The sequence below is a fragment of the Roseomonas acroporae genome, assembly GCF_023223525.1.
Taxonomy (GTDB): Bacteria; Pseudomonadota; Alphaproteobacteria; order Acetobacterales; family Acetobacteraceae; genus Roseomonas_E; species Roseomonas_E acroporae.
Genome location: NZ_JALPRX010000073.1, coordinates 1 through 22,177, shown reverse-complemented (window position 1 = coordinate 22,177; position 22,177 = coordinate 1). Strand labels below are relative to the sequence as shown.

The following is a 22,177-nucleotide window of genomic DNA, read 5'->3' as shown; positions in this document are numbered from 1 at the left end:
GCCGGGAAGGGCAGCCCGGCGGTTGCGACAGCCCGAACCCAAACGAACAGAGGTCCAGCAGGGCTTCGCCCTTCCAAGGGACCATGGGGCGGATGGGGGCCGGGGAAGGCAAGGCCGTCCCCGGGGGACGGATGGGGTACGGAGAAGGCGGCGCCTTCCCCGGTGCCCGGATGCGCAGCGGCACCCGTTCCGCCATGGCCGCCGGACCGGTCCGCCGCAAGCCTCGTCCGTTCAAACCCGCCCCCGCAGCCTGGCCCACAGCATCAGCAGCGCGTCGTAGGGGATGGCCGGCACCTCGCGCAGGCGCCAGTACCACATGCCCCAGCGGCTCATGCCGGCCGGTGTCGCGGGGGGCGGCACCGGCCTTGCCCGCAGCCCGGCGAGGCGCAGCAGCAGCACGCAGCGCGGCAGGTGGTAGAAGCTGGTGGCCACGCGCACCGGGCCTGCATGTCCCATGCCACGCAGCAGGTGCGTGCAGGCGATGGCGGAGGAGAGGGTGTCGAGGCCCGTCCGCTCCTGCAGGATCGCCGCTTCCGGCACGCCGTGGTCGCGCAGCAGCGCCGCCATCACCTCGGCCTCGGGCGGGCCGTAGCGGCCCTGGCCGCCGGTGACGCAGTAGAGCGGCGAGACCTGGCGCGCGCCGTAGGCCGCCGCCGCCTCGATGCGCCGGCGCAGCGTCGGGCTCGCCGTGCCGTCCGGCCGGATCGCGGCGCCGAAGACGACGATGACGGTGTCCGGCGCGGTCACGCGCCCGCCTTCCCCGACCCGATCCTTCCCGGCCCGATCCTTCCCGGTCCGGCCGCCGTGGGACCGACCATCATGGGGGCGGTCGGGGCGGCGCCTGCCTCGCCGCGCGTCCCGGCCCCGCTCAAGGCGCCGCCAGCAGCATTCGGTTCAGCGGCTCCAGCGCCCGGCGCAGCGCCGCGACGTCACGCGCGAAGGCCTCGCGGGAGGTGCCGGCCGCCGCCAGCTCGTCGCCGATCGCGCCGATGCTGCGCACCCCGTCCACCCGCTGCAGGATCGCCGCGGCGAGGCGCGGCAGCGGCACGGTGACGCGGATACCGTCGAAGGTCACCGGCATGGCGCCGGTCGACGGCAGGCCGCGCGCGAGCGTCGGCCCGTCCAGCTCGCGCAGCACCGGCACCGCGTCCGGCGAGTCCCAGGGGGGCGCCGCCACCGGGTCGTCGGCGCGGACGCAGTAGGCGATGTGGATGCCCATGTTGCCGGCGACCGCCTCGGCCAGCGCGGCGCGCGACACCGGGTCGAGCGCCTCGGCGCGGGCGCGCAGGCGCGGGTCGGTCAGGTAGGTGTCGGGGTCGTAGCGCAGCGGCTCGACGAGGCAGGCGATGCGCAGCCCGGCGCCGCGCACCAGCGCTTCCAGCGCCGGCACGGTGAAGGCCACGTCGCGCGGGTTCAGCAGCAGGTCGTAGAGGCCGGCATCGCCGCCGTCGAGGTGGTCGGAGAGGTAGGGGTTGCGGCGCAGCCAGTTGGTCTCCGGCAGCCCCTTCCACAGCCGCCTTGCCGCCTCGACGCGCGCGGCCGGCGTCTCCTCGGGCGGGGCGAGCAGGCGCAGCGCGTCCTGCATCATGTAGACGCCGGTGCGGCCATGCGGCGCGTAGACCATCAGCCCGATGCCGCCCCCCGGCGCCAGGGCCGAGACCAGCGCCGCGAGCCCCGCCGCCGGGTCCGGCAGGTGGTGCAGCACGCCGCAGCAGTCGATGTAGTCGAAGGGCGAGCCGGGGACGGCATCCGGCAGGTCGAGCAGCGAGCCCTCGACGAAGCGGACATTGCCGAGCCCTCGGGCCTCGGCGCGAGCCGCGGCGATGCGGCGGGCGGCGGCGGAGCGGTCGAGCCACACCACCTCGCCGGCGCGGCCAGCCGACTGCATCTGCTGCGCCAGCATGATCGTGGCATCGCCCGTGCCGCCGCCCGCCACCAGCGCGCGCAGGGGCCGCGCGGCCGGGCGGCGCGCGCCGAAGATCCAGTGGTCGATCTCGCGCAGGTGGCTGGGGCTGCCGACCACCAGCCGCTTCGCCTCCTGCCGCGGGTCGCGCGCCGGGTAGGGATAGGCCTCGTACTGGGCGGAAAGCTGGGCGTCGCGCGCGTCGGTCATGCCGCTCCGTCGGGGTGGGTGGGGGGCTGGCCGTGCGGCCGCGCGCCGTGGGGTGCTTCTAGAGCGGATCGACGGGAGGCGGAACGCCTCGGGGAGGCGAAACCGCATGCCTGCCGTGCCGTGGGTCGCCAAAGGCCGCCCGGCGGTTGCTGCCGCCGGAGTCGCGCCGTATCTAGCGCCCATGCGCCGCACCGACCTTGCCCCGACCGTTGCCGCCATCCTCACCCTCGCCCTGGCGGCCGCGCCGCCCGTGGCCGCGCAGTCGCGCCAGTCCGGCGCGAGCGCGCCGGCACGCCCGGCCGGCGGGCCGGCGCGCCTCGGCACCTTCGGCGACTGGACGGCCGCGACCCACATGGAGGGCGGCCAGAAGGTCTGCTACGCCTTCACCCGCGCCTCGCGCTCCGAGGGGGCGGGCAACCGCCAGAACGTGCTGCTGCTGGTGACGCAGCGGCCGCAGGGCCGCGACCAGGTGGCGGTGCGCGCCGGCTACTCCTTCCCGCGCAACGCCGAGGTCACCATGACCATCGGCGGCACCGAGCTGCCCTTCTACACCGCCGCCGACAGCGCCTTCGCCCGCGACGGCCGCGCCGCCGTGGCGGCCATGCGGGGCGGCCGCGAGGCGAAGACCAGCGGCCCCGGCCCGAACGGCCGCGGCACCGCCTCCGACACCTTCCCGCTCAACGGCTTCACCGCCGCCTACGAGGCGATCAGCCGCGAGTGCCCGCCCCCCGGCCCTTCTTCCGGCCGGCGCTGAGCCGCCCCATCCGAGCCCCGCCATGAACGCGCTGACCCCGCCCGCCGCCCCGCCCGCCGCGTCCCTCTCCGAGGCGCAGGCGGGGCTGCGCGCGGAGGAGGCGGCGCGCATCCTGGCCAAGACCGCGCTGTTCGCGCCGCCCGAGGCGACGCTGGCGGACGGCAGGCGCGACCTGGTCGGCCTCTCGCGCGAGGAGCTGGCGGCCGAGATGGTGGCGATCGGCGAGAAGCCGTTCCGCGCCAAGCAGCTCTGGCACTGGATCTACCACCAGGGCACCGCCGACTTCGCCGCGATGTCCACCATCGCGAAGCCCATGCAGCGCAGGCTGGCGGAGCGCTTCGTGGTCGGCCGGCCGGAGGTCGCGACGGTGCAGACCAGCGCCGACGAGACGCGCAAGTGGCTGTTCCGCTTCCGCGACGGGCAGCAGGCGGAAACCGTGTACATCCCCGAGGAGGATCGCGGCGCCGTCTGCATCTCCTCGCAGGTGGGCTGCACCCTCTCCTGCCGCTTCTGCCACACCGGCACGCAGAGGCTGGTGCGCAACCTCTCGGCGGCCGAGATCGTCGGCCAGTTCATGGCGGCGCGCGACAGCTACGGCGAATGGCCGAGCCCGACCGACGGCGCCACGCGGCTGCTCTCCAACGTCGTCATGATGGGGATGGGCGAGCCGCTCTACAATTACGAGAACGTCGCCAAGGCGCTGCGCATCCTGATGGACGGCGAGGGCATCGGCCTCTCGCGCCGGCGCATCACCCTCTCCACCTCCGGCGTGGTGCCGATGATGGACCGCTGCGGCGCGGAGCTGAACGTGGGCCTCGCCGTCTCGCTGCACGCGGTGACGGATGAGCTGCGCGACGAGATCGTGCCGCTGAACCGCAAGTACCCGATCGCCGAGCTGATGGCCGCCTGCCGCCGCTACCCCGGCGCCTCCAACGCGCGGCGAATCACCTTCGAGTACGTGATGCTGCGCGGCGTGAACGACAGCGAGGCCGAGGCGCGCGAGCTGGTGCGCCTGCTGCGCGGCATCCCCGCCAAGGTGAACCTGATCCCGTTCAACCCCTGGCCCGGCAGCCCGTACAAGACCAGCCATTCCGAGGTGATCGGCCGCTTCGCCGACATCCTCAACGAGGCGGGCTACGCCAGCCCGATCCGCCGGCCGCGCGGGCGGGACATCCTGGCGGCGTGCGGGCAGCTCAAGACCGAGAGCGAGCGGCGGGCTCAGCGGCAGGCGTAGGGCATCGGGGCGCTGCCCCGAACCCCGCCAGGGGCGTTGCCCCTGGACCCCACCAAAGGGCGAAGCCCCTTTGGAAACTCCGTTCGAATCGAACCATCGAGGCCCGAACGCCAGCGGAGGTCCAGGAACCTGGTCGAACGCATGTTCGACCCTGGCGGATGGGTCCAGGGAAGGCCCTGCCTTCCCTGGTCGGGGTCGCAGGGGGCGAAGCCCCCCGCACCCGCGTATCGGCTCAGGCCGCCTCGCTCTCCGCCCGGCGCGCGTGCTTCTTGCGCTCGTGCGGGTCGAGGTAGCGCTTGCGGATGCGCACGGCGGAGGGGGTGACCTCCACCAGCTCGTCCTCCTCGATGTAGGCGATGGCCTGCTCCAGGCTCATCCGGCGCGGCGGCGTCAGCAGCAGGGCCTCGTCCTTGCCGGCGGCGCGGATGTTGGTGAGCTTCTTCTCCTTGATCGGGTTCACGTCGAGGTCGTTCTCCCGGCTGTGCTCGCCGAGGATCATGCCGACATAGACCTTCACGCCCGGATCGACGAACAGCGTGCCGCGCTCCTGCAGGTAGAACAGCGCGTACTGGATCGCCTCGCCGTCGGAGTTCGAGATCAGGCTGCCGTTGCGGCGGCCCTCGATCGGGCCGGCCCAGGGCTGGTAGCCGAGGAACAGGCGGTTCATCATCCCCGTGCCGCGCGTGTCGGTCAGGAACTCGCCGTGGTAGCCGATCAGGCCGCGGCTCGGGATGTGGAAGGTGAGGCGCACCTTGCCGCCGCCCGAGGGGCGCATGTCCTGCATCACGCCCTTGCGCTGCGACATCTTCTCGACGACGACGCCGGAATAGCCCTCGTCCACGTCGACCAGGCACTCCTCGAACGGCTCCTCGCGCTCGCCCGTCTCCGGGTTCTCGCGGGTCAGCACGCGCGGGCGGCCGATGGTCAGCTCGAAACCCTCGCGGCGCATCTGCTCGATCAGCACGCCGAGCTGCAGCTCGCCGCGCCCGGCCACCTCGAAGCTGTCCGCCTCCTCGCTGTCCTTGACGCGGATGGCGACGTTGCCCTCGGTCTCCTTGTAGAGCCGGTCGCGGATCTGGCGGGAGGTGACCTTCTTGCCCTCGCGGCCGCCGAGCGGGCCGTCGTTGATGCGGAAGGTCATGGAGAGGGTCGGCGGGTCGACCGGGATGGCCGGCAGCGGCTCGGTCACCTCGGGGGAGGCGATGGTATCGGGGATGGTGGCGTCGGAGAGGCCGGCGATGGCGATGATGTCGCCCGCCTGCACCTCGTCCACCGGCACGCGGTCGAGGCCGGAGAAGGTCATCAGCTTGGTCAGGCGGCCGCTCTCGACCACCGTGCCGTCCTGGCGCAGCACGCGGACGGGCATGTTGACCCTGGCCGTGCCCTGCTCGACGCGCCCGGTCAGGATGCGGCCGAGGAAGTTGTCGCTCTCCAGGATCGAGGCGTTCATCGCGAAGGGCTTGTCGAGGTCGACCTTCGGCGCCGGCACGTGGCTCAGGATCAGGTCGAACATCGGCGACAGGTCCTTGCGCGGACCGTCCATGCTCATGTCGGCCCAGCCCTGGCGGCCCGAGGCGAACATGGTGTGGAAGTCGAGCTGCTCGTCGGTCGCGCCGAGCGCCGCGAACAGGTCGAACACCTCGTTGTGGACCTCGTCCGGGCGGGCGTCCTGCCGATCCACCTTGTTGATGACGACGATCGGCTTGAGGCCGCGCGCCAGCGCCTTGGTCAGCACGAACTTGGTCTGCGGCAGCGGGCCCTCGGCCGCGTCGCAGAGCACGATGGCGCCGTCCACCATGGAGAGGATGCGCTCCACCTCGCCGCCGAAATCGGCGTGGCCGGGCGTGTCCACGATGTTGATCTTGACGCCCTTCCACTCGACGGCGGTGGACTTGGCGAGGATGGTGATGCCCCGCTCCCGCTCCAGGTCGTTGCGGTCGAGCGCACGTTCGGCGACCTGCTGGTTGGCGCGGAAGGCGCCGGCCTGCTTCAGCAGGTTGTCCACCAGCGTGGTCTTGCCGTGGTCGACGTGCGCGATGATGGCGACGTTGCGGAGTTCCATTGGGCGAGGCATCCGGTCGGGCCGGTAACCGCAGCACAACGCGCTCCCACCGGCGGAGTGGCCGGCAGCGGCGTGGCGAGGCGGGAAGGCGGCGTGTTGCGGCGCAACACATAGGCGTCCCGGCCCTGAAAAGCGAGACTTACCCGCGTCCCCGAGGCGAATGCCGGGCATGCGGAGGCCGCGCCCCGAAGGCGCGGCCCCGATATCGGCCCCCTGCTATCGGCCCCCCTGCTATCGGCCCCCCTGCTATCGGCCCCCCTGCTATCGGCCCCCCTGCTATCGGCCCCCCTGCTATCGGCCCCCCTGCTATCGGCCCCCCTGCTATCGGCCATTGTCGTCACCCTTCCCGGCCCCGCCGGGTGGATGGGCCGGAGGGCTGCCGGCGCGCGAGGTCGCGGGCGGGATCAGCCGCCGGTGCTGCCGCCGGCGGCGTTGTTGCCGCCGCCGCCCTGGTTGTTGCCCGGCATGCCCGGGCGCGGCATCGAGCCGCCGCCCGTCCCCGGCGCCGGGGCACCGGTCGTGCCCATGGTGGTGCCGGTGCCGGGCACGCCCGAGGGACGCGCCACGTTGGGCTGGGCGGCCGTGCCGTTGCGCGTGCCGGAGCCGGTGGTGGGCGACATCTGCGGCCCGGCCTGGGCCATCCGGAAGGCGTTCTCGTACGCCGGCGTCAGGGCGGCACCGTCCAGCCGCTTCATCGCGCGGCCGGGCGGCGGCGCGGCGGGCGGCATGACATCGGTGATCGGCTCGACCGGAACCTGACCGACCATGCGCATCGCCTGCGCGATCTGCTGCTGGGCCCCGGCGCGGTCGCGGCTCATCAGGGCGGTCCGCGCCCGGCTGATCGCCTCCACCGCGCCGGACTGCATCGGCTGGTCCGCCTGGCTCGCCAGGGTGGAACGGGTCAGCAGGCGCGTGGAGGCGCGCTCGAGCAGTTCGTTCGCCTCGCCCAGCCGACCGCGCTGCACCATCGCCTCGGCGCGTTGCAGGAGCGGGAACGGCGTTTCCGGCCCCATCGCGTCCGCGGCCGCGGCATCGCGCCGCTGCGCCGGAACCCAGGGCGTGCCGGGCGAGCGCAGTTCCTGCTGCATCTCGCCGATCGCGCTGCCGTCGCCGCCCTGCGGCGCGGTGCGGTCGCGCGGCGCCGCCAGAGCCGGCATCGCCAGCAATGCCGTGCCGAGCGCGGTGAACACCATGAAGCGATTGCGCATGACTGCGGCTCCCCGTTCGTTGGCGGCGCGGCGGCCATGCCCCGCGCCGGGCGGCGGAGAAGGCGGGCCACCATTCCACCGGCTCGCCCAACCAACACCTCAGCGCACGCGCGGTTCCGACGGCGCGACCACCCCCGACGGGTTGGGGCGTCCGCCCGGACCGGACGCAGCGCGGCCGTTCCGGCGTGGCGGGGCGTACCCGTCCCGGGCGGAGGGAAGGCGGCAGCGCCCTGTCCCCGCCGCGGGGAGCGGCGCGGTCAGGGATGGGCCGTCAGTTGCGCCACATCCAGTACATGCCGAGGCTGAATGCCAGCACCAGCAGCGTCAGCCACCCGCCGGCCCGGCGCGGCGCGGCCCGCCGGGGCGCGACGGATGCCGGCGTGTCGTGCCGCTCCGCGGCATCCGGGCCGGGGCGATCCGACGCGGGAGAGGTGGGCACGCGCAGGGGCAGGGCGGCGGCCGGCGTCGTCGCGGCGGCCATCGGGGTCATGGCCTCCCGGCCGCCATGGGGCCTGCCACCATCGGCAGGATGGCCGGCGGGGATGGATGGCGCCGGGAAGGGTAGCCCTCCCGCCGGCATGGTGGCCGGACCCATGGCAGCCGGTGCGGAAGGCGTGGGCATGGCGGGGTATCGCGTCCCCGGTGCCGCCGCGGCCATCTGCCGGAGCATCGGCCCCGCCCCGTTTCCCGGCGCGTTGCCGGGAAGGTCCGCCCGCAGCCACGCCAGCGTGCCGGTGCCGGCCTGGCTGTCGATGCCCCCGGAGGGCAGCCCGAAGGTTTCCCCGGACGATGGCCCCCCGGACGATGGCGCCCCGGGCGGCCCGACGGGCGGCCCGGCGGCAGGCCCCGCGGCCGACGCGGCATCCGCGCCGAGCAGCGCGGCCAGCGTGCCGCGCGGGTTCGGCGCCGGCCGTCGGCGACCGCCTTCGTCACGCGGGAGCGGCGGCTCGTAGATGCTCATGCGGCGAGCATAGAATGGTTTCGGTTGCGTGGGTATTGACTTGCCATGCCGGGCGGCGGGGCGGCGCGCACCGTGGCCGTCCGGCGACATGGTTCCCGCCGAGGCCGGATCAGCCGGCCACGGCCGCCTCCCGCCGACCGGCCGGGCCGAGATCGGCATCCAGCGAATCCGCCGCGATCCAGCCGGACATCATCACCATCGGCATGCCCGGCCCCGGATGCGCCGCCCCGCCGGCGAGGTACAGCCCGCGCACCTGCCTCGAGCGGTTGCCCGGCTTGAAGGCGCCGAGCCAGCGCCCGTGGCTCGCCAGCCCGTAGATGGCGCCGTCCAGCACCCTGTAGCGGTCGTGGATGTCCTGCGGCGTCAGGTGCCGCTCCACCACGATGCGCCGCTCGATGTCCTCGAGCCCCGCCGTGCGCTTCAGCTTGTCCAGGATCACCTGCCGGTAGCCGGGGAACATCGCCTTCCAGTCCTGCCCGGGCCGGAGGTGCGGCGTGTGCACCAGCACGTAGAGCGCCTCGCCGCCCTCGGGCGCCACGGAGGGGTCCGTCGCCGCCGGCGCCGCCAGGTAGGCGGTCGGGTCCGGCGCCGGCACGCCCTGGCGGTAGATCGCGTCGAATTCCTCCTCGGCATCGCGCGAGAAGACGAAGTCGTGGTGCGCGAGGTGCTCGTAGCGCCGGTCCAGGCCGAGATAGAGCACCACGCCTGAGCAGGCCGGCTCGAACCCCTTGCCGGCGTAGCGTTTCCCCGCCGCCCCGCCCACCAGCTCGGTGTAGGTGCGGATCGCGTCCATGTTGGAGATCACCGCGTCGCACGGCACCACCTCGCCGGCAGCCGTGGTGACGGCGCGCACCGCACCGCCCGTCGTGTCCAGCCCGACGATCTCCGTCCCCGGCCGCAGCTCCGCGCCGAGCTCCGTCGCCAGCCGTGCCAGCCCCTCCGCCACGGCGCGCGTGCCGCCCTCCGGGTACCAGATGCCCTCGCTCGCCTGCATGTCGCCGATCGAGCACAGCACCGCCGGCGCGAGATAGGGCGAGGAGCCCACGTACTGGCAGTAGTGGTCCAGCATCTGCGCCAGCCGCGCATCCGGCACGTGGCCGCGGATCACCTTCGCCACGGTCTGCCCCATGCGCAGGCTCAGCACGTCGCGCATGGTCGAGGGCGAGAGGTTGGCGCGGAAGTCGATCGTGTCGGTGATTCCCTCCACGGACTTCCAGAAGAAGAACTTCTCCGAGACGCCGTGCAGGTGGCGCGCGATGTCCTGGAACTTCCGGTAGCCCTCGCCCAGCCCCTTGTCCGGCGCGAAGCGGTCCATCGCCGCCGCCATCGCGTCCACGCGCTCCACGAGGTCGATCCGCGTTCCGTCCTCGAAGAAGCAGCGCCATTGCGGGTCGAGCCGGACCAGCGGGATCTCGTCCTCCAGCCGCCGCCCCGCCTCCTCCACCACCCGCCGCAGCACGCGCGGCACGGTCAGGATGGTCGGCCCCATGTCGAAGCGCCACGCCCGGTTGGCGGCGGCGCCGCTGCCCTCGGTCTCCTCCAGCCGCAGCACCGCCGCCTTGCCGCCGAGCCAGTCGTTCTTGTCGAACAGCGTCACCCGGTGCCCGCGCGCCTGCGCCACCACCGCCGCGGCCAGGCCGCCGAGGCCACCGCCGATCACCACCACGCGCGCGCCCATGCCGGATTCCCTGTGCCTGTCCGTCGAGTCCGTTGCCCGTCGCAGCCAGGCGCCGCCCGCCCTGCCGCCCTGCCGCCCTGCCGCCCTGCCGCCCTGCCGCCCTGCCGCCCTGCCGCCCTGCCGCCCTGCCGCCCTGCCGCCCTGCCGCCCTGCCGCCCTGCCGCCCTGCCGCCCTGCCGCCCTGCCGCCCTGCCGCCCTGCCGCCCTGCCGCCCTGCCGCCCTGCCGCCCTGCCGCCCTGCCGCCCTGCCGCCCTGCCGCCCTGCCGCCCTGCCGCCCTGCCGCCCTGCCGCCCTGCCGCCCTGCCGCCCTGCCGCCCTGCCGCCCTGCCGCCCTGCCGCCCTGCCGCCCTGCCGCCCTGCCGCCCTGCCGCCCTGCCGCCCTGCCGCCCTGCCGCCCTGCCGCCCTGCCGCCCTGCCGCCCTGCCGCCCTGCCGCCCTGCCGCCCTGCCGCCCTGCCGCCCTGCCGCCCTGCCGCCCTGCCGCCCTGCCGCCCTGCCGCCCTGCCGCCCTGCCGCCCTGCCGCCCTGCCGCCCTGCCGCCCTGCCGCCCTGCCGCCCTGCCGCCCTGCCGCCCTGCCGCCCTGCCGCCCTGCCGCCCTGCCGCCCTGCCGCCCTGCCGCCCTGCCGCCCTGCCGCCCTGCCGCCCTGCCGCCCTGCCGCCCTGCCGCCCTGCCGCCCTGCCGCCCTGCCGCCCTGCCGCCCTGCCGCCCTGCCGCCCTGCCGCCCTGCCGCCCTGCCGCCCTGCCGCCCTGCCGCCCTGCCGCCCTGCCGCCCTGCCGCCCTGCCGCCCTGCCGCCCTGCCGCCCTGCCGCCCTGCCGCCCTGCCGCCCTGCCGCCCTGCCGCCCTGCCGCCGGGAAGGTCTCAGCGTCCCGGCCGGCACCGTCAAGCCGTGGCTGCCCGGCGGCGCCCACCCGGCCCGCATGAACCCTGGCCTGCATGAACCCGGCCTGCACGAACCCCGGCCTGCATGAACAAGGTGTATGGCAAAAAAACATTGCCTCGTACGTACCGGGTAGTTCATATCGCCGGCGACGAAGATCGAGGAGGACGCCCTGCCCGAACGCTCGGCCGAGCCAGGCCCGTCGTCCGACACGACCCGTCACGCGATGTCCGAGGCCGGAAAGCCCGGTTCCGCATCGGCACGGTTTCCCGGCAGCCCGGCACCGCTTCGCCGGGACCGCGCCGCAACGACCGGGCCCGCAGCATCCAACCACGCCACGGAGGAAAACGGCATGAGCAGCGCCTCACATCACGAGCCAGGCGGCCGTCACCAGTCGAAGAAGGCCGCCGCCAGCGGCTGGATCGGCTCCGCGCTAGAATATTACGACTTCTTCATCTACGCGACGGCCGCTTCCCTGGTCTTCCCGCAGATCTTCTTCCCCTCGTCCAACCCGACGGTCGGCATCATCGCCTCGCTCGCCACCTACGGCGTCGGCTACGTCGCCCGTCCCATCGGCGCCTTCGTGCTCGGACATTGGGGCGATACGCATGGCCGCAAGCAGGTGCTGCTGGTCTGCATGTTCCTGATGGGCATCTCGACCATGGCGGTCGGCCTGCTGCCCACCTACCAGCAGGTCGGCCTGCTCGCCCCGGCGCTGCTGGTCTTGCTGCGGCTGGTCCAGGGCTTCGCGGTGGCGGGCGAGATCTCGGGCGCCAGCTCGATGATCCTGGAGCACGCGCCCTTCGGCCGCCGCGGCTTCTTCGCCAGCTTCAGCCTGCAGGGCGTGCAGGCCGGGCAGATCCTCGCCGCGGCGGTGTTCCTGCCGCTGGCCGCCTACATGCCGGAGGAGGCGTTCAACAGCTGGGGCTGGCGCATCCCCTTCCTGCTCAGCGTGGTGGTCATCATCGCCGGCTACGTCATCCGCCGCGAGGTGGACGAGACGCCCGCCTTCGCCGAGGAGAGCCAGCACGGCCAGGTGCCGGCCTCGCCCATCGTCGAGGCCTTCCGGCTGAGCTGGGACGACATGGTGCGCGTCGCCTGCATGGCGCTGATGAACGTCATCCCGGTCGTCGCCACCATCTTCGGCGCCGCCTACGCGGTGCAGCCGGCCTACGGCATCGGCTTCCACAAGGACGTCTATCTGTGGATCCCGGTGCTGGGCAACGTCCTCGCCGTGCTCATCATCCCGATGGTCGGCAACCTCTCGGACCGGATCGGCCGCCGCCCGCCCATCATCGTCGGCGCGCTGGCCTCGGGCCTGTTCTCCTTCGTCTACCTCTACGCGATCAGCATCGGCAACGTGACGCTGGCGATCGTCTGCTCGCTGCTGATGTGGGGCGTGGTGTACCAGGGCTACAACGCCGTCTTCCCGAGCTTCTACCCGGAGCTGTTCCAGACCCGCACCCGCGTCTCGGCGATGGCGATCGCCCAGAACACCGGCACCACCATCACCGCCCTGCTGCCGGCGCTGTTCGCCACGGTGGCCCCCCCGGGCTCGGCCAACATCCCGCTGACGGTCGGCGCGATCACCTTCGGCGTGACCATCGTCGCGGCGCTCGCCGCCCTGTCGGCGCGCGAGACCTACCGCATCCACCTGAACGACCTCGGCCACCGCGACGCGGTGCCGGTGCCGAAGCCGGACTACGAGCGGATGCGCGCCGAGGCGCTCGGCACCGCCGGGGCGTGAACGGCGGGGAGGGCGCCGCCCTCCCGCAGCCGCCCCACCAGCCCCGCGCGCGATGCCGGCCCGCACGAGCCAGCACTTGTGCGGGCCGGCATCAGACCTCCACCGCGACCTGCGACGCCGCCACCGCCGCCTCGGCCGGCGGCGCGTCGCCCGCCGGCGCCAGGCCGAGGTCGCGCAGCACCAGCCCGCTGGTGATTCGCGCCCCCTCGTAGATCACCGGCAGCCCGCTGCCCGGATGCGTGCCGCCGCCGACGAGGTAGACGCCGTCCGCGTCGGCGAAGCGGTTGCCCGGCCGGAAGCAGAGCATCTGCCCGAGATCGTGCGCGAGGTTGAAGGTGGCACCGTAGCCCACCGCGAACTCGTCCTGCCAGCCCTGCGGCGTCACCATCCGTTCGTGGCGGATTCGCGACTCGATGTCGGGCAGGCCGAGCGCCGCCAGGCGGCGCAGCGCCAGGGCGCGGTAGTGCGGCGCCACCTCGGCCCAGTCGATTCCGGCGCGCAGGTTGGGCACCGGGATCAGCAGGTAGAGGCTGGTGTGCCCCGGCGGCGCCATGCCGGGATCGGTGGCGCCGGGATGGTGCAGGTAGATCGAGGGCACGTCCGGCAGCTCGCCGGTCTCGATCTGGCGGATGTTGCGCCGGTAGTCCTCTGCCAGCAGGACGGTGTGGTGCGCGAGGCCCGGCAGCGTTCCCTCGATGCCGAGGTAGAGCATGAAGGTCGAGCAGGAATAGCGCGCCCGCGCGATCCGCCGGTCGTTCCAGCGCCGCCGGACCGCGTCCGGGATCAGGCGCGGGATGGCGTGCGCGAAGTCGGCGTTGACCACCACGGCGTCGGCCGCGTGCCGCCCGCCCGCCGTCTCCACCGCGCGCGCCCGTCGCCCGTCGAAGGCGATGCGCTCCACCGGCTCGCCCAGTCGGATCTCGACGCCGAGGCCGGTGGCGACCCGCGCCATGGCCTCCGACACCGCGCCGCAGCCGCCGCGCGGGTGGAACACGCCGTGCTCGTACTCGAGGAAGGAGAGGATGGTGAACAGGCTCGGGCAGCGGAACGGGCTCATCCCGAGGTACTTGGCCTGGAAGGAGAAGGCGAGGCGCACGCGCGGGTCGCGGAAGTGCCGCGCGAGGTCCCGGTCCACCGAGCGGTGCGGCCGCAGCAGCGGCAGCGAGCGCAGCATGTCGAGCCCGAGCAGGTCGGCCGGCGAGCCGAAGGCCCGCTCCAGCACCGGCCGGAAGGCGGCGAGCTTGCGCCGGTTCTCCGCCAGGAAGGGGCGCAGCCCGGCCGCGTCGCCGGGGGCCAGCCGGGCGATCTCGGCCTCCATCCGCGCCGGGTCGGCGGTGGCGTCGATCGTCCCGCCGCCCTCGAAGACCAGCCGGTACTGCGGGTCGAGGCGGATCAGCTCCACCTCCTCGCGCAGCCGCGCCCCGGCGGCGCCGAAGATCTCCTCCAGGATGCGGGGGTAGAGGAAGAAGGTCGGCCCCAGGTCGAAGCGGTAGCCGCCCGGCGCCGTGACGGTGCGGGTCCGCCCGCCGACCGTGCCGTCGCGCTCGTGCAGCGTGACGCGCGCCCCGGCCGCGCCGAGCAGCATGGCGGCGGCGAGCCCGCCCGGCCCCGCGCCGATCACCGAGACCCGCTTGCGGGGCCGGATCACCGCCGGCCGCGCCGGCTTCCGCGCGGGCGACGACCCGCCCGGTAACGTTTCCTTGTCGGAGAGGTTCAGCGTGGCGTCCCTCAAGCGCGGCGGCGCGGCCGGGTGGGCGGTGCGTGCGAATCGTCCCGTGTATCGTCCGCCATGTGGCACGGTTCGCCAGGACGCGAAGGGGACATCCCGGTTCACGGAACCGTGAGCCGGAGCGATGCCCGTGTCCCGCCGGATCGGCGCTCCCAGGCGGCGCTCTCAGGCCGGCGCTCTCAGGCCGGCGCCACCTCGTCCGCCATGCGTGCCCGGCGCTGTCCGAGCGGCTTCGGCGCACCGGTGGTGGTGTCCTGCGCCGTCTGATGCTCCATCTCGGCGTTCAGCTCGCCGCCCACCAGCACCACGATCGAGGAGAGCCAGATCCAGGTCATGAAGCCGATCGCCGCCCCCAGCGAGCCGTAGGTCTCGTTGTAGTTGCCGAAATTCGAGACGTAGACCGAGAACCCCGCCGACAGGCCGAGCCAGGCCAGCGACGCCACCCCGCCGCCCCAGCTCACCCAGGACCAGCGCGCCCGCTCCCGGCTCGGCCCGTAGCGGTAGATCAGCGACAGGAACACGGTGATGCCCACGAACAGCACCGGCCAGCGCACCCAGCGCAGCAGCGTCTCCGTCGAATCGCCGAGATAGACGAGGTTCAGCACGATCGGCAGCACCACCACCGCGCCCATGGCCAGCAGCACGAACAGGATCGAGCCCACCGTGAAGGTCAGCGAGACCAGGTTGAGCCAGACGAAGGAACGCTTCTCCTCCTCCTCGTAGACCACGTTCAGCGAGTCGAAGAGCGCCTTCATCCCCTGGTTGGCGCTCCACAGCGAGGTGGCGAGGCCGATGATGGCGCTCACCCCCAGCGTCCCGTCCGCCTTGGCCGCCACGCGCTTGATCTGGTCGGTGATGATCTCCATGCCTCCCTGCGGCACGAAGCCCGCGATCTCCGACAGGTGCTTGCCGATCGTCGCCGGGTCGGCGAACAGCGCGTAGAGCGAGACCAGCGCCGCCACGGTCGGGAACACCGAGAGCAGCGCGTAGAAGGTGATGCCGGCGGCGTTGGCCATCACCCGGTCCTCGTTCACCTGCGCGAAGGTGCGCTTGAGGATGCTCCACCAGCCGCGCGCCGGGATCTGGTGCGGCGCCTCGGCGGTGCGGCCGAGCGGATCGCGCTGCGGCGGCGCCACCGGCCCCGCGCCGTTCGCGGCCGCGATGGCGGCCTCCGGCGGCGCATCCGGCGTGAGGCGCGCGGCCGCGCGCCGCTGCCGGTCCGGCAGCAGCAGGGCGGCCAGCCCCATGGCGGCGCCGGCGGTGAGGAGGGCGTTGCTGAGGCGCTGCGCGGCGGGCATGCGGGGCGCTCCGGATGCTGGAAGAATGGCCGCGCGGGGCGGCATCATGCGCTGCAACGCGGGCGGAGCGTTCCGGTGGCGCGCCGGCGGCGATAAGCCCTCCGGGCGCAAGGCCGGGGGCGCAAGGCCGGGAGTGCAAGGCCGGGAGTGCAAGGCTGGGGCGAAGGCCGGCACGTCGCCCCGTGACGCGGGCCGGTGGCGCGGGCATGATGCGCTGCAACATCAGCGACGGGGTGCAGAGGATGCTCGGACGACGTGGCTTCACCGCCGGAGGCGCCGCCGCCGTGACGTCGCTGCTGGCCGGCACCGCCGCCCTCGGCCCGCTCCGCGGGGCCCTCGCCCAGGGCACGGCCCAGCCGGCGGTCCCGCAGGGTGCCTGGCCGGAGCATGCGTTGCGCTGGCTGGTCGGCTACCCGGCCGGCGGCGCGAGCGACGTGATGGCCCGGCTGATCGGCCAGGCCATGGCGGCCCGCCTCGGCCAGCCCGTGGTGATCGACAACCGCCCGGGCGGCGGCGCCGTGCTCGCGACCGAGGCCGCGGTGCGCGCCCCCGCCGACGGCTACACCTGGCTGCACGTCGACAACGGCATCCTGGTCTACAATCCCGTCCTCTATTCCCGCCTGCCCTTCGATCCCGACAGGGACCTCCAGAGCGTCGGCTTCATCGGCCGCTTCCCGCTGTTCCTGGTGGTGCGCCCCGACAGCCCGGTGAAGGACTTCGCCCAGCTCGTCGCCGAGTCCCGCGGCCGGGCCCCCACCTACGGCTCCGCCGGCGTCGCCTCGCCGCATCACCTCGCCATGGAGATGCTCAAGCGCCGCACCGGGCTCGACGCCACCCACGTTCCCTATCGCGGCGCCCAGGCGGCGATGACCGACCTGCTCGGCGGCCTCGTGGACACGGTGTGCGTGGACTGCGCCTCCGGCCTGCCCTTCCTGCGCGCCGGCCGCGCCCGCGCGCTGCTCGTCATGTCGGAGGCCCGCTCCGCCCAGGCGCCCACGGTGCCGACCGCCGTCGAGCTCGGCCATGCCGGCGCCGTCGCCTATGGCTGGCAGGGGCTTTCCGTGCCGCACGGCACCCCGGCCGCCATCGCCGGCCGCCTCAACGCCGACCTGATCGGCGCGCTCGCCACGCCCGAGATCAAGGCGCGCATGACCGATCTCGGCATCGAGACCGCGCCCTGGACGCCCGCCGAATTCGCCGCCTTCGTCACGCGCGAGATCGCGACGTGGCGGCCGCTGATCCGCGAGCTCGGCATCCGCCTGGACGGGTAGGACGCCCGACCGGCCGCGGACGGCCGGCTGCCACGGTCGGGCGGAACACCGCTGCAGCCGTGCTGCTCTCGCGCATCCTCCGGTCCGTCGGGTGCGTACGCCCGGCCTGAAATGCGCCGGTGCCGTTCCGACCGACTGTATCCGGCCTGACCGTATCGGGCCGGAACGGCTCCAGCCTTTTGGTTCTTCGCATTTCCCGGGTCCGCGCCCCCCGACGCCCCCTGGCGCGGGGCCCGGGCAGAGCCCCGGATGGGCGGCAGATGCCGCCGGCACGGCATGGCGGGCGGGGACAGCGCGCGGGCTGCCTACCGCGCGCCGGCGAGCGCGGCCTCGAGGCGGTAGGTCCGGATCGCCGTCCCGGCGAACAGCGCGGCCTTCTCGGCCTCGCCCGCGCCGGCCGCGAGGCGCTTGAAGGCGTTCCACAGCACCGCGTAGCCGCACATGCCCTTGTCCACCGGGAAGTTGCTCTCGAACATGCAGCGCCCGGCACCGAACGCCTCGATGCAGGTCTCGACGTAGGGGCGCCAGGCCTCGGCCAGTTCGGCCGAGCCCGCCGGCCGCTCCCGCAGGTCGAGGTCGAAGCCGTTGACCTCCATGGCGAGGCCGCCGAGCTTCACCACCACGTTGGGACAGGCGGCGAGCGCCAGGATGTCCCGCCGCCAGGCCGCGAGGACCGCCGCGCGCTGCCCGGCGAAGGGCCCGACGCCGAGCGGGCCGCCCACATGGTCGAGCACGATGGTCAGTGCCGGAACCGCCCGCGCCAGGGCGATCACGTGCGCGAGCTGCGTGTGATAGGCCCAGACGTCGAGCGTCAGGCCGAATTCGGCGAGGCGCCGGGCGCCGGCCGCGAACGCCGGATCCTCCAGCGGCCCAGGCGGCGGGGAGAGCAGGTTCGAGCGGATCTCGGGCGAGGGGTGCCAGGCGGTGCGGTTGCGCACGCCGCGGAAGCGCCCGCCCCCGGCGCCGCCGGCCGCCGCCACATGGGCCTCCAGCAGCGGCGCGACCCGGTCGCCGAGCGTCAGGTCCACCATGCCGACGATGCCGGCGCAGGCGCGGGTCGGGCCGTAGGTGCCGCTGGCGCTCATCGCCGCGATGCCGTTGACGAATTCGGTCTCGCCCAGCGGTCGCCGCTCCTCCGGCCCGTCGGCGCGGTGCATGGCGCCGCACTGCACGAAGACGGTGGCGCGCACGTCGTGGCCGCTGCCGGTGTCGCGCAGGAGGTCGTCGAGCAGGTAGCGCTCGCCCGGGCGGTCCCACAGGTGGTGGTGCGGGTCCACGATCGGCAGGTCCGGGTCGAGGATCGCCTCCCGGGTCCGGTCGAGCCAGTCCTCGCGGATGGCGATCTGGCGCGAGGCGGTGAGCCGCCGGGCGGCGCGGTCGGTCATGACGGTTTCCCCCTTGGGTTGCCGCCGGGATCGCCGGCGGCATGGCGCGGTCCGCCGCGGACCTCGCCGGGCGTGCCCGCCCGCATCCTCGCCGCCGCGGCCGGCCATGTCGCCCCCCCGGCGCGGCGCGCCCTCGGCCCGCTGCCGGCGGTCGGCGCGCAGCCCGGGCGGATCCGCGCCGGGGCCGCCGGCAGGACGGGGGTGCGAACCCGGTCGCCCCGGACATCGCGCCAAGCGTCGCCCTACAGCGTCCGGGATCGTGCCCCTGGCTGCCGCCGGGGCGCCGATTCCCCCGGCGGAAGGGTCTGTCAGGGAGCGGGCCCGACGAGGCGGCCGAGCTGGTGGGCGGCATCGCCGTTCACCGCCCCCTCGGGCAGACGACCGGCGGCCGGCGCCTCCTCGCCGCAGCGGCCGGCGAAGGCTGCCTCGATGCGGGTCAGGAACACCCTCATCGCGCGAATTCCGCCGAACGCTTCTCGTTGAAGGCGCGCATGCTCTCCAGGCGGACGCCGGCGCCGAGGCGGAGCACGTTCATCCCGTTCCCGCAGGCGATGCCGGCCGCGCGCGGCGATGCCATCGCGGACGATCCGCGGCCGGCGCGGGTCTCCCGGACGCGCGGGTCCATCATTCCATCCTGATCCCCGCCTGCCGGATCACCACGCCCCAGCGCCGGTGCTCCGAGGCGATGCGCGCGGCGTAGTCGTCGGGCGTGCCGCCGACCGGCTGCGCCCCGACCTCCATGAAGCGCGCGCGCAGGGCCGGCGCCGCCATGGCGCGCCGCGCCGCCGCGTTGGCCGTCTCGACCAGCGCCGCCGGCGTGCCGCGCGGCGCCAGCAGCCCGAACCAGGCGGTCACCTCGTAGCCCGGCAGGCTCTCGGCGATCGCCGGCAGGTCCGGCAGCCCCGGCCAGCGCGCGGCCGAGGTGACGCCGAGGCCCGACAGCGCGCCGGAGCGCAGGTGCGGCAGGATCGAGGGCAGGTTGTCGAAGCCGAACTGGACACGCCCCGGCAGCAGGTCCTGCAGCATCGGCGCCGAGCCGCGGTAGGAGACGTGCTCCGCCTCGATCCCGGCCTGGATCCGGAACAGCTCCGCCGAGAGGTGCGTGCTGCCGCCGATGCTGGTCTCGCCGTAGGCGAGCCGGCTGCCCGCCGCCGCCCGCTCACGCGCCTTCGCCACCAGCCCCGGCACGGTGCGCACGCCGAGGTCGGGGTGCGCCGCCAGGATGTTCGGCACGTCCGCCACCAGCACGATCGGCGCGAAGTCGGCGATGCCGTCATAGCCGGGGCTGGCGTAGAGATGCGCGTTGATCGCCTGCGTGCCGGGCGAGCCCATCAGCAGCGTGTAGCCGTCCGGCGCCGCGCGCGCGGCCGCCGCGGCGGCGATGTTGCCGCCCGCCCCGGGCCGGTTCTCGCACACGAAGGCCTGGCCCAGCGTCTCCGACAGGCCCGAGGCGATCAGCCGCGCGAGGATGTCCACCGTGCCGCCGGGCGGGAAGGGCACCAGCACCTTCACCGGCCGCTCCGGCCAGGACGCGGCCCGGGCGGCGCGCGGCGCCGGCACGACGGCCAGGGCGAGCCCCGCGCCCAGGGCGGCACGCCTGCGCCAGCCCGCCGCCTCGCCTCGTCCCGGCATCGCCGTCCCTCCCGCGCTGTCGGCCGTTGCCCGGCCGTCCCCTTGCGGTCCAGCATCGGGGCATTCCCGGCGGCCGGCAACCTTGCCGCGGCCCTCGCGCTGTTGCGCCGGGAAAGCGGAACCGGGAGCCGCCGTGCAGCAGGACATTGAGGAGCCGGCCGCCGCCGGGGCGGACGGGACGGCATCGCAGCGCCTGCCGGCGCTGCTCGTGGTCAACCGCAACAGCCGGCGCGGCGCGGCGGCCGGCGAGGCGGCGGGCGCGGCGCTGGAGGCGGCCGGCGTGCCCGTGCGCCGCGAGAATTGCGAGGATGCGCGCGGCCTGCCCGACCTGATCCGTGCCATGGCCGACCGGGTGGACCGGGTGGTGATCGGCGGCGGCGACGGCAGCATGAACGCCGCGGCACCCGGCCTGCTGGAGACGGGCCTGCCGCTCGGCGTCCTGCCGCTCGGCACCGCCAACGACCTCGCCCGCACCCTGGGCATCCCGGCGGATCCGGAGGCGGCGGCGGCGGTGATCGCGGCGGGGCGGCTGCGCGCCATCGACCTCGGCGAGGTGAACGGGCACCCCTACTTCAACGTCGCCAGCGTCGGCTTCGGCGTCGACCTCACCCGCGCGCTGACGCGTGATTCGAAGCGGAGCTTCGGCGTGCTCGGCTATGCCATCGCCGGCTTCCGCGCGCTCAGCCGGCTGCGCCCGTTCAGCGCCGAGATCCTCTCGGGCGGCGAGCGGCGGGTCTCGCGCACCGTCCACGTCGCCGTGGGCAACGGCCGGCACTACGGCGGCGGCATGACCGTCTCCGAGGATGCGGAGATCGACGATGGCCGGCTCGACGTCTACAGCCTGGAGGTGGCCGGCGTCTGGCAGCTCCTGAAGCTGCTGCCGGCGCTGCGCAGCGGCCGCCACCAGCGCTGGGCGGAGATCCGCACCCTCACGGGCGACGCCATCGAGATCCGCACCCGCCGGCGCCGGGCCGTGAACGCCGACGGCGAGATCGTCACCCGCACCCCGGCCTGCTTCCGCGTGCTGCGCGGCGCGCTGCGGGTCTACGTGCCCTGACCACCGGGTCCGCCCCGGTCACGGCCGCCCCGACCATGCCTCTCCCAATCCTGCTCATCCCGGTCCTGCCCATCCTGGCGGCCGCGCCGGCGGGCGCCGGCATGCCGACGGCGCCCGCCGGGCCGGCTCCGGGCACGCCGTTCGACGCCGTGGCCGCGGAGGTGCTGCCGCTGCTGCCCCTCCTGCTGCTCGCCCTCGCCACGCTGGGCGGGCTGCTGCTGCTGCGCGCGGCGCTGTGGCGGCTGCTGGACCGGCTGGCCGGCCGGCTGGCGGTGCGGGAAGGACGTTCCGGCCGCGCCCGGCGCTGGGTCGCCCGCCATCCCGCCCGGGCCTGGCTGCGCCGGCGCGCGCCGCGGGCCTACGGGCTGCTGCGCCGGCGCCTGGACCCGCGCCGCTTCGCCGGCCTGCCCCTGACCCTGCTGGCGCTCGCCGCGCTCTACCTCGCCGCCCTGTTCGGCGGGCTGGTCGAGGCGGTGCGGGAGGCCGATTCGGTCCATCGCCTCGACGTGCGGTTGAACCTCGCCCTCGGCGCCGTCCGCGCGCCCTGGCTGCTGGCCGGCATGGCGTGGCTGACCACCCTCGGCACCGGCGCGGCGCTGGCCGGCATCGCCGTGACCGCCACCGGCTTCCTCTGGGCCGGCGGGCGCGCCAGGCTGGTGCCGGCCCTCTGGCTGACCCTGCTCGGCGCCCAGGCCACCACCTGGATCGGCAAGTTCGCGGTAGGGCGCACCCGGCCCGACTTCCTGGCGGACGTCACCGCCGCCTCGCCCTCCTTTCCCAGCGCGCACGCCACCGGCGCCATGGCGGTGCTGGGCTTCGTCGCCTACGCCGTGGCGCGCGACCTGCCGGGGCGGCGCCGGCGCTTCGAGCTCGGCTTCTGGACCGCCGCGCTGATCGGGCTGATCGGGCTCAGCCGGATGCTGCTCAGCGTCCACTACGCCACCGACGTGGCCAGCGGCTACCTGGTGGGCGGCTTCTGGCTGCTGGCCGGCATCGCCCTGGCGGAATGGCGCCGCGGCGCCGCCATGCCCGCGGCCTCGTCCGTCGATCCGTCCCCGACAGCACCCCCGGCGCCGCTCCGGACCCCACGGGAGGGCGCGGCGCCGCCCGGGGCTCCCTCTCCTTAGAGCCGATCCAGCCTGACTGTATCAGGCCGGAACGGCTCTA

The 22,177-nt window shown here is 74.8% G+C and carries 18 protein-coding genes; 6 read left to right on the top strand and 12 right to left on the bottom strand.

The window, feature by feature from the left end; all coding sequences use genetic code 11:
• Positions 1-231 precede the first annotated feature (231 nt).
• Positions 232-747, bottom strand: coding sequence for a YdcF family protein (locus M0638_RS16680; protein WP_248668133.1), 516 nt, complete (start codon positions 745-747; stop codon positions 232-234).
• 121 nt (positions 748-868) lie between these two features.
• Positions 869-2,113, bottom strand: coding sequence for a methyltransferase (locus M0638_RS16675; protein WP_248668132.1), 1,245 nt, complete (start codon positions 2,111-2,113; stop codon positions 869-871).
• 181 nt (positions 2,114-2,294) lie between these two features.
• Here M0638_RS16675 and M0638_RS16670 point away from each other — a divergent pair, with 181 nt between their 5' ends.
• On the top strand, positions 2,295-2,867 hold the full coding sequence (locus M0638_RS16670) for an invasion associated locus B family protein (protein WP_248668131.1): 573 nt from the start codon (positions 2,295-2,297) through the stop codon (positions 2,865-2,867).
• A 22-nt stretch (positions 2,868-2,889) separates the two neighbouring features.
• Positions 2,890-4,101, top strand: coding sequence for a 23S rRNA (adenine(2503)-C(2))-methyltransferase RlmN (gene rlmN, locus M0638_RS16665; protein WP_248668130.1), 1,212 nt, complete (start codon positions 2,890-2,892; stop codon positions 4,099-4,101).
• A gap of 232 nt (positions 4,102-4,333) precedes the next feature.
• Here the strand turns inward: rlmN and typA are convergent, their stop codons facing one another.
• The 4 genes from typA to M0638_RS16645 all read right to left on the bottom strand — a co-directional run bounded on the left by typA (position 4,334) and on the right by M0638_RS16645 (position 10,010).
• A complete protein-coding gene (typA, locus tag M0638_RS16660) occupies positions 4,334-6,163 on the bottom strand; it encodes a translational GTPase TypA (RefSeq protein WP_248668129.1) in 1,830 nt (609 codons plus the stop codon).
• A gap of 404 nt (positions 6,164-6,567) precedes the next feature.
• Entirely contained in the window at positions 6,568-7,371 is an 804-nt protein-coding gene (locus M0638_RS16655; RefSeq protein ID WP_248668128.1) for a hypothetical protein, read from the bottom strand.
• A 271-nt stretch (positions 7,372-7,642) separates the two neighbouring features.
• Entirely contained in the window at positions 7,643-7,861 is a 219-nt protein-coding gene (locus tag M0638_RS16650) for a hypothetical protein (protein WP_248668127.1), read from the bottom strand.
• 580 nt (positions 7,862-8,441) lie between these two features.
• Positions 8,442-10,010 (bottom strand): phytoene desaturase family protein, encoded by a 1,569-nt coding sequence (locus M0638_RS16645; protein ID WP_248668126.1) that lies wholly within the window; start codon positions 10,008-10,010, stop codon positions 8,442-8,444.
• A 1,233-nt stretch (positions 10,011-11,243) separates the two neighbouring features.
• Between M0638_RS16645 and M0638_RS16640 the strand changes: the two genes are divergently transcribed.
• Positions 11,244-12,638: an MFS transporter gene (locus tag M0638_RS16640; protein ID WP_248668125.1), complete on the top strand. Its 1,395-nt coding sequence runs from the start codon at positions 11,244-11,246 to the stop codon at positions 12,636-12,638.
• A gap of 91 nt (positions 12,639-12,729) precedes the next feature.
• Here M0638_RS16640 and crtI read toward each other — a convergent pair whose 3' ends face one another.
• Positions 12,730-14,286 carry a phytoene desaturase family protein gene (crtI, locus tag M0638_RS16635; RefSeq protein ID WP_248668124.1) on the bottom strand — a complete coding sequence of 519 codons (1,557 nt, stop codon included), beginning with the start codon at positions 14,284-14,286 and terminating at the stop codon, positions 12,730-12,732.
• 260 nt (positions 14,287-14,546) lie between these two features.
• On the bottom strand, positions 14,547-15,665 hold the full coding sequence (locus M0638_RS16630) for a YihY/virulence factor BrkB family protein (protein WP_248668123.1): 1,119 nt from the start codon (positions 15,663-15,665) through the stop codon (positions 14,547-14,549).
• A 242-nt stretch (positions 15,666-15,907) separates the two neighbouring features.
• On the opposite strand from M0638_RS16630, the gene M0638_RS16625 reads away from it, so the two are divergent.
• A complete protein-coding gene (locus M0638_RS16625; RefSeq protein ID WP_248668122.1) occupies positions 15,908-16,936 on the top strand; it encodes a Bug family tripartite tricarboxylate transporter substrate binding protein in 1,029 nt (342 codons plus the stop codon).
• A gap of 305 nt (positions 16,937-17,241) precedes the next feature.
• Here M0638_RS16625 and M0638_RS16620 read toward each other — a convergent pair whose 3' ends face one another.
• From M0638_RS16620 to M0638_RS16610, 4 genes are all read right to left on the bottom strand, one after another.
• Positions 17,242-18,321: an amidohydrolase family protein gene (locus tag M0638_RS16620; protein ID WP_248668121.1), complete on the bottom strand. Its 1,080-nt coding sequence runs from the start codon at positions 18,319-18,321 to the stop codon at positions 17,242-17,244.
• 308 nt (positions 18,322-18,629) lie between these two features.
• Positions 18,630-18,773, bottom strand: coding sequence for a hypothetical protein (locus M0638_RS16615; RefSeq protein WP_248668120.1), 144 nt, complete (start codon positions 18,771-18,773; stop codon positions 18,630-18,632).
• Positions 18,770-18,898, bottom strand: a complete 129-nt coding sequence (locus tag M0638_RS28875) for a hypothetical protein (protein WP_282572087.1) — start codon at positions 18,896-18,898, stop codon at positions 18,770-18,772. Before M0638_RS28875 ends, M0638_RS16615 begins: the two co-directional genes overlap by 4 nt.
• Before the next feature lie 47 nt (positions 18,899-18,945).
• Positions 18,946-19,953: a Bug family tripartite tricarboxylate transporter substrate binding protein gene (locus tag M0638_RS16610; protein ID WP_248668119.1), complete on the bottom strand. Its 1,008-nt coding sequence runs from the start codon at positions 19,951-19,953 to the stop codon at positions 18,946-18,948.
• 133 nt (positions 19,954-20,086) lie between these two features.
• Between M0638_RS16610 and M0638_RS16605 the strand changes: the two genes are divergently transcribed.
• Complete coding sequence (locus tag M0638_RS16605; RefSeq protein ID WP_248668118.1) at positions 20,087-21,010, top strand: lipid kinase; 924 nt, start codon at positions 20,087-20,089, stop codon at positions 21,008-21,010.
• A 35-nt stretch (positions 21,011-21,045) separates the two neighbouring features.
• Positions 21,046-22,137, top strand: coding sequence for a phosphatase PAP2 family protein (locus tag M0638_RS16600; RefSeq protein ID WP_248668117.1), 1,092 nt, complete (start codon positions 21,046-21,048; stop codon positions 22,135-22,137).
• Positions 22,138-22,177 lie beyond the last annotated feature (40 nt).

Coding starts and splice junctions, on each gene's coding strand:
- M0638_RS16675 (WP_248668132.1), bottom strand. CDS start 2,113: ATGACCGACGCGCGCGACGCCCAGCTTTCCGCCCAGTACGAGGCCTAT.
- M0638_RS16670 (WP_248668131.1), top strand. CDS start 2,295: ATGCGCCGCACCGACCTTGCCCCGACCGTTGCCGCCATCCTCACCCTC.
- rlmN (WP_248668130.1), top strand. CDS start 2,890: ATGAACGCGCTGACCCCGCCCGCCGCCCCGCCCGCCGCGTCCCTCTCC.
- typA (WP_248668129.1), bottom strand. CDS start 6,163: ATGGAACTCCGCAACGTCGCCATCATCGCGCACGTCGACCACGGCAAG.
- M0638_RS16655 (WP_248668128.1), bottom strand. CDS start 7,371: ATGCGCAATCGCTTCATGGTGTTCACCGCGCTCGGCACGGCATTGCTG.
- M0638_RS16650 (WP_248668127.1), bottom strand. CDS start 7,861: ATGACCCCGATGGCCGCCGCGACGACGCCGGCCGCCGCCCTGCCCCTG.
- M0638_RS16645 (WP_248668126.1), bottom strand. CDS start 10,010: ATGGGCGCGCGCGTGGTGGTGATCGGCGGTGGCCTCGGCGGCCTGGCC.
- M0638_RS16640 (WP_248668125.1), top strand. CDS start 11,244: ATGAGCAGCGCCTCACATCACGAGCCAGGCGGCCGTCACCAGTCGAAG.
- M0638_RS16630 (WP_248668123.1), bottom strand. CDS start 15,665: ATGCCCGCCGCGCAGCGCCTCAGCAACGCCCTCCTCACCGCCGGCGCC.
- M0638_RS16625 (WP_248668122.1), top strand. CDS start 15,908: ATGCTCGGACGACGTGGCTTCACCGCCGGAGGCGCCGCCGCCGTGACG.
- M0638_RS16620 (WP_248668121.1), bottom strand. CDS start 18,321: ATGACCGACCGCGCCGCCCGGCGGCTCACCGCCTCGCGCCAGATCGCC.
- M0638_RS16615 (WP_248668120.1), bottom strand. CDS start 18,773: ATGAGGGTGTTCCTGACCCGCATCGAGGCAGCCTTCGCCGGCCGCTGC.
- M0638_RS28875 (WP_282572087.1), bottom strand. CDS start 18,898: ATGGCATCGCCGCGCGCGGCCGGCATCGCCTGCGGGAACGGGATGAAC.
- M0638_RS16610 (WP_248668119.1), bottom strand. CDS start 19,953: ATGCCGGGACGAGGCGAGGCGGCGGGCTGGCGCAGGCGTGCCGCCCTG.
- M0638_RS16600 (WP_248668117.1), top strand. CDS start 21,046: ATGCCTCTCCCAATCCTGCTCATCCCGGTCCTGCCCATCCTGGCGGCC.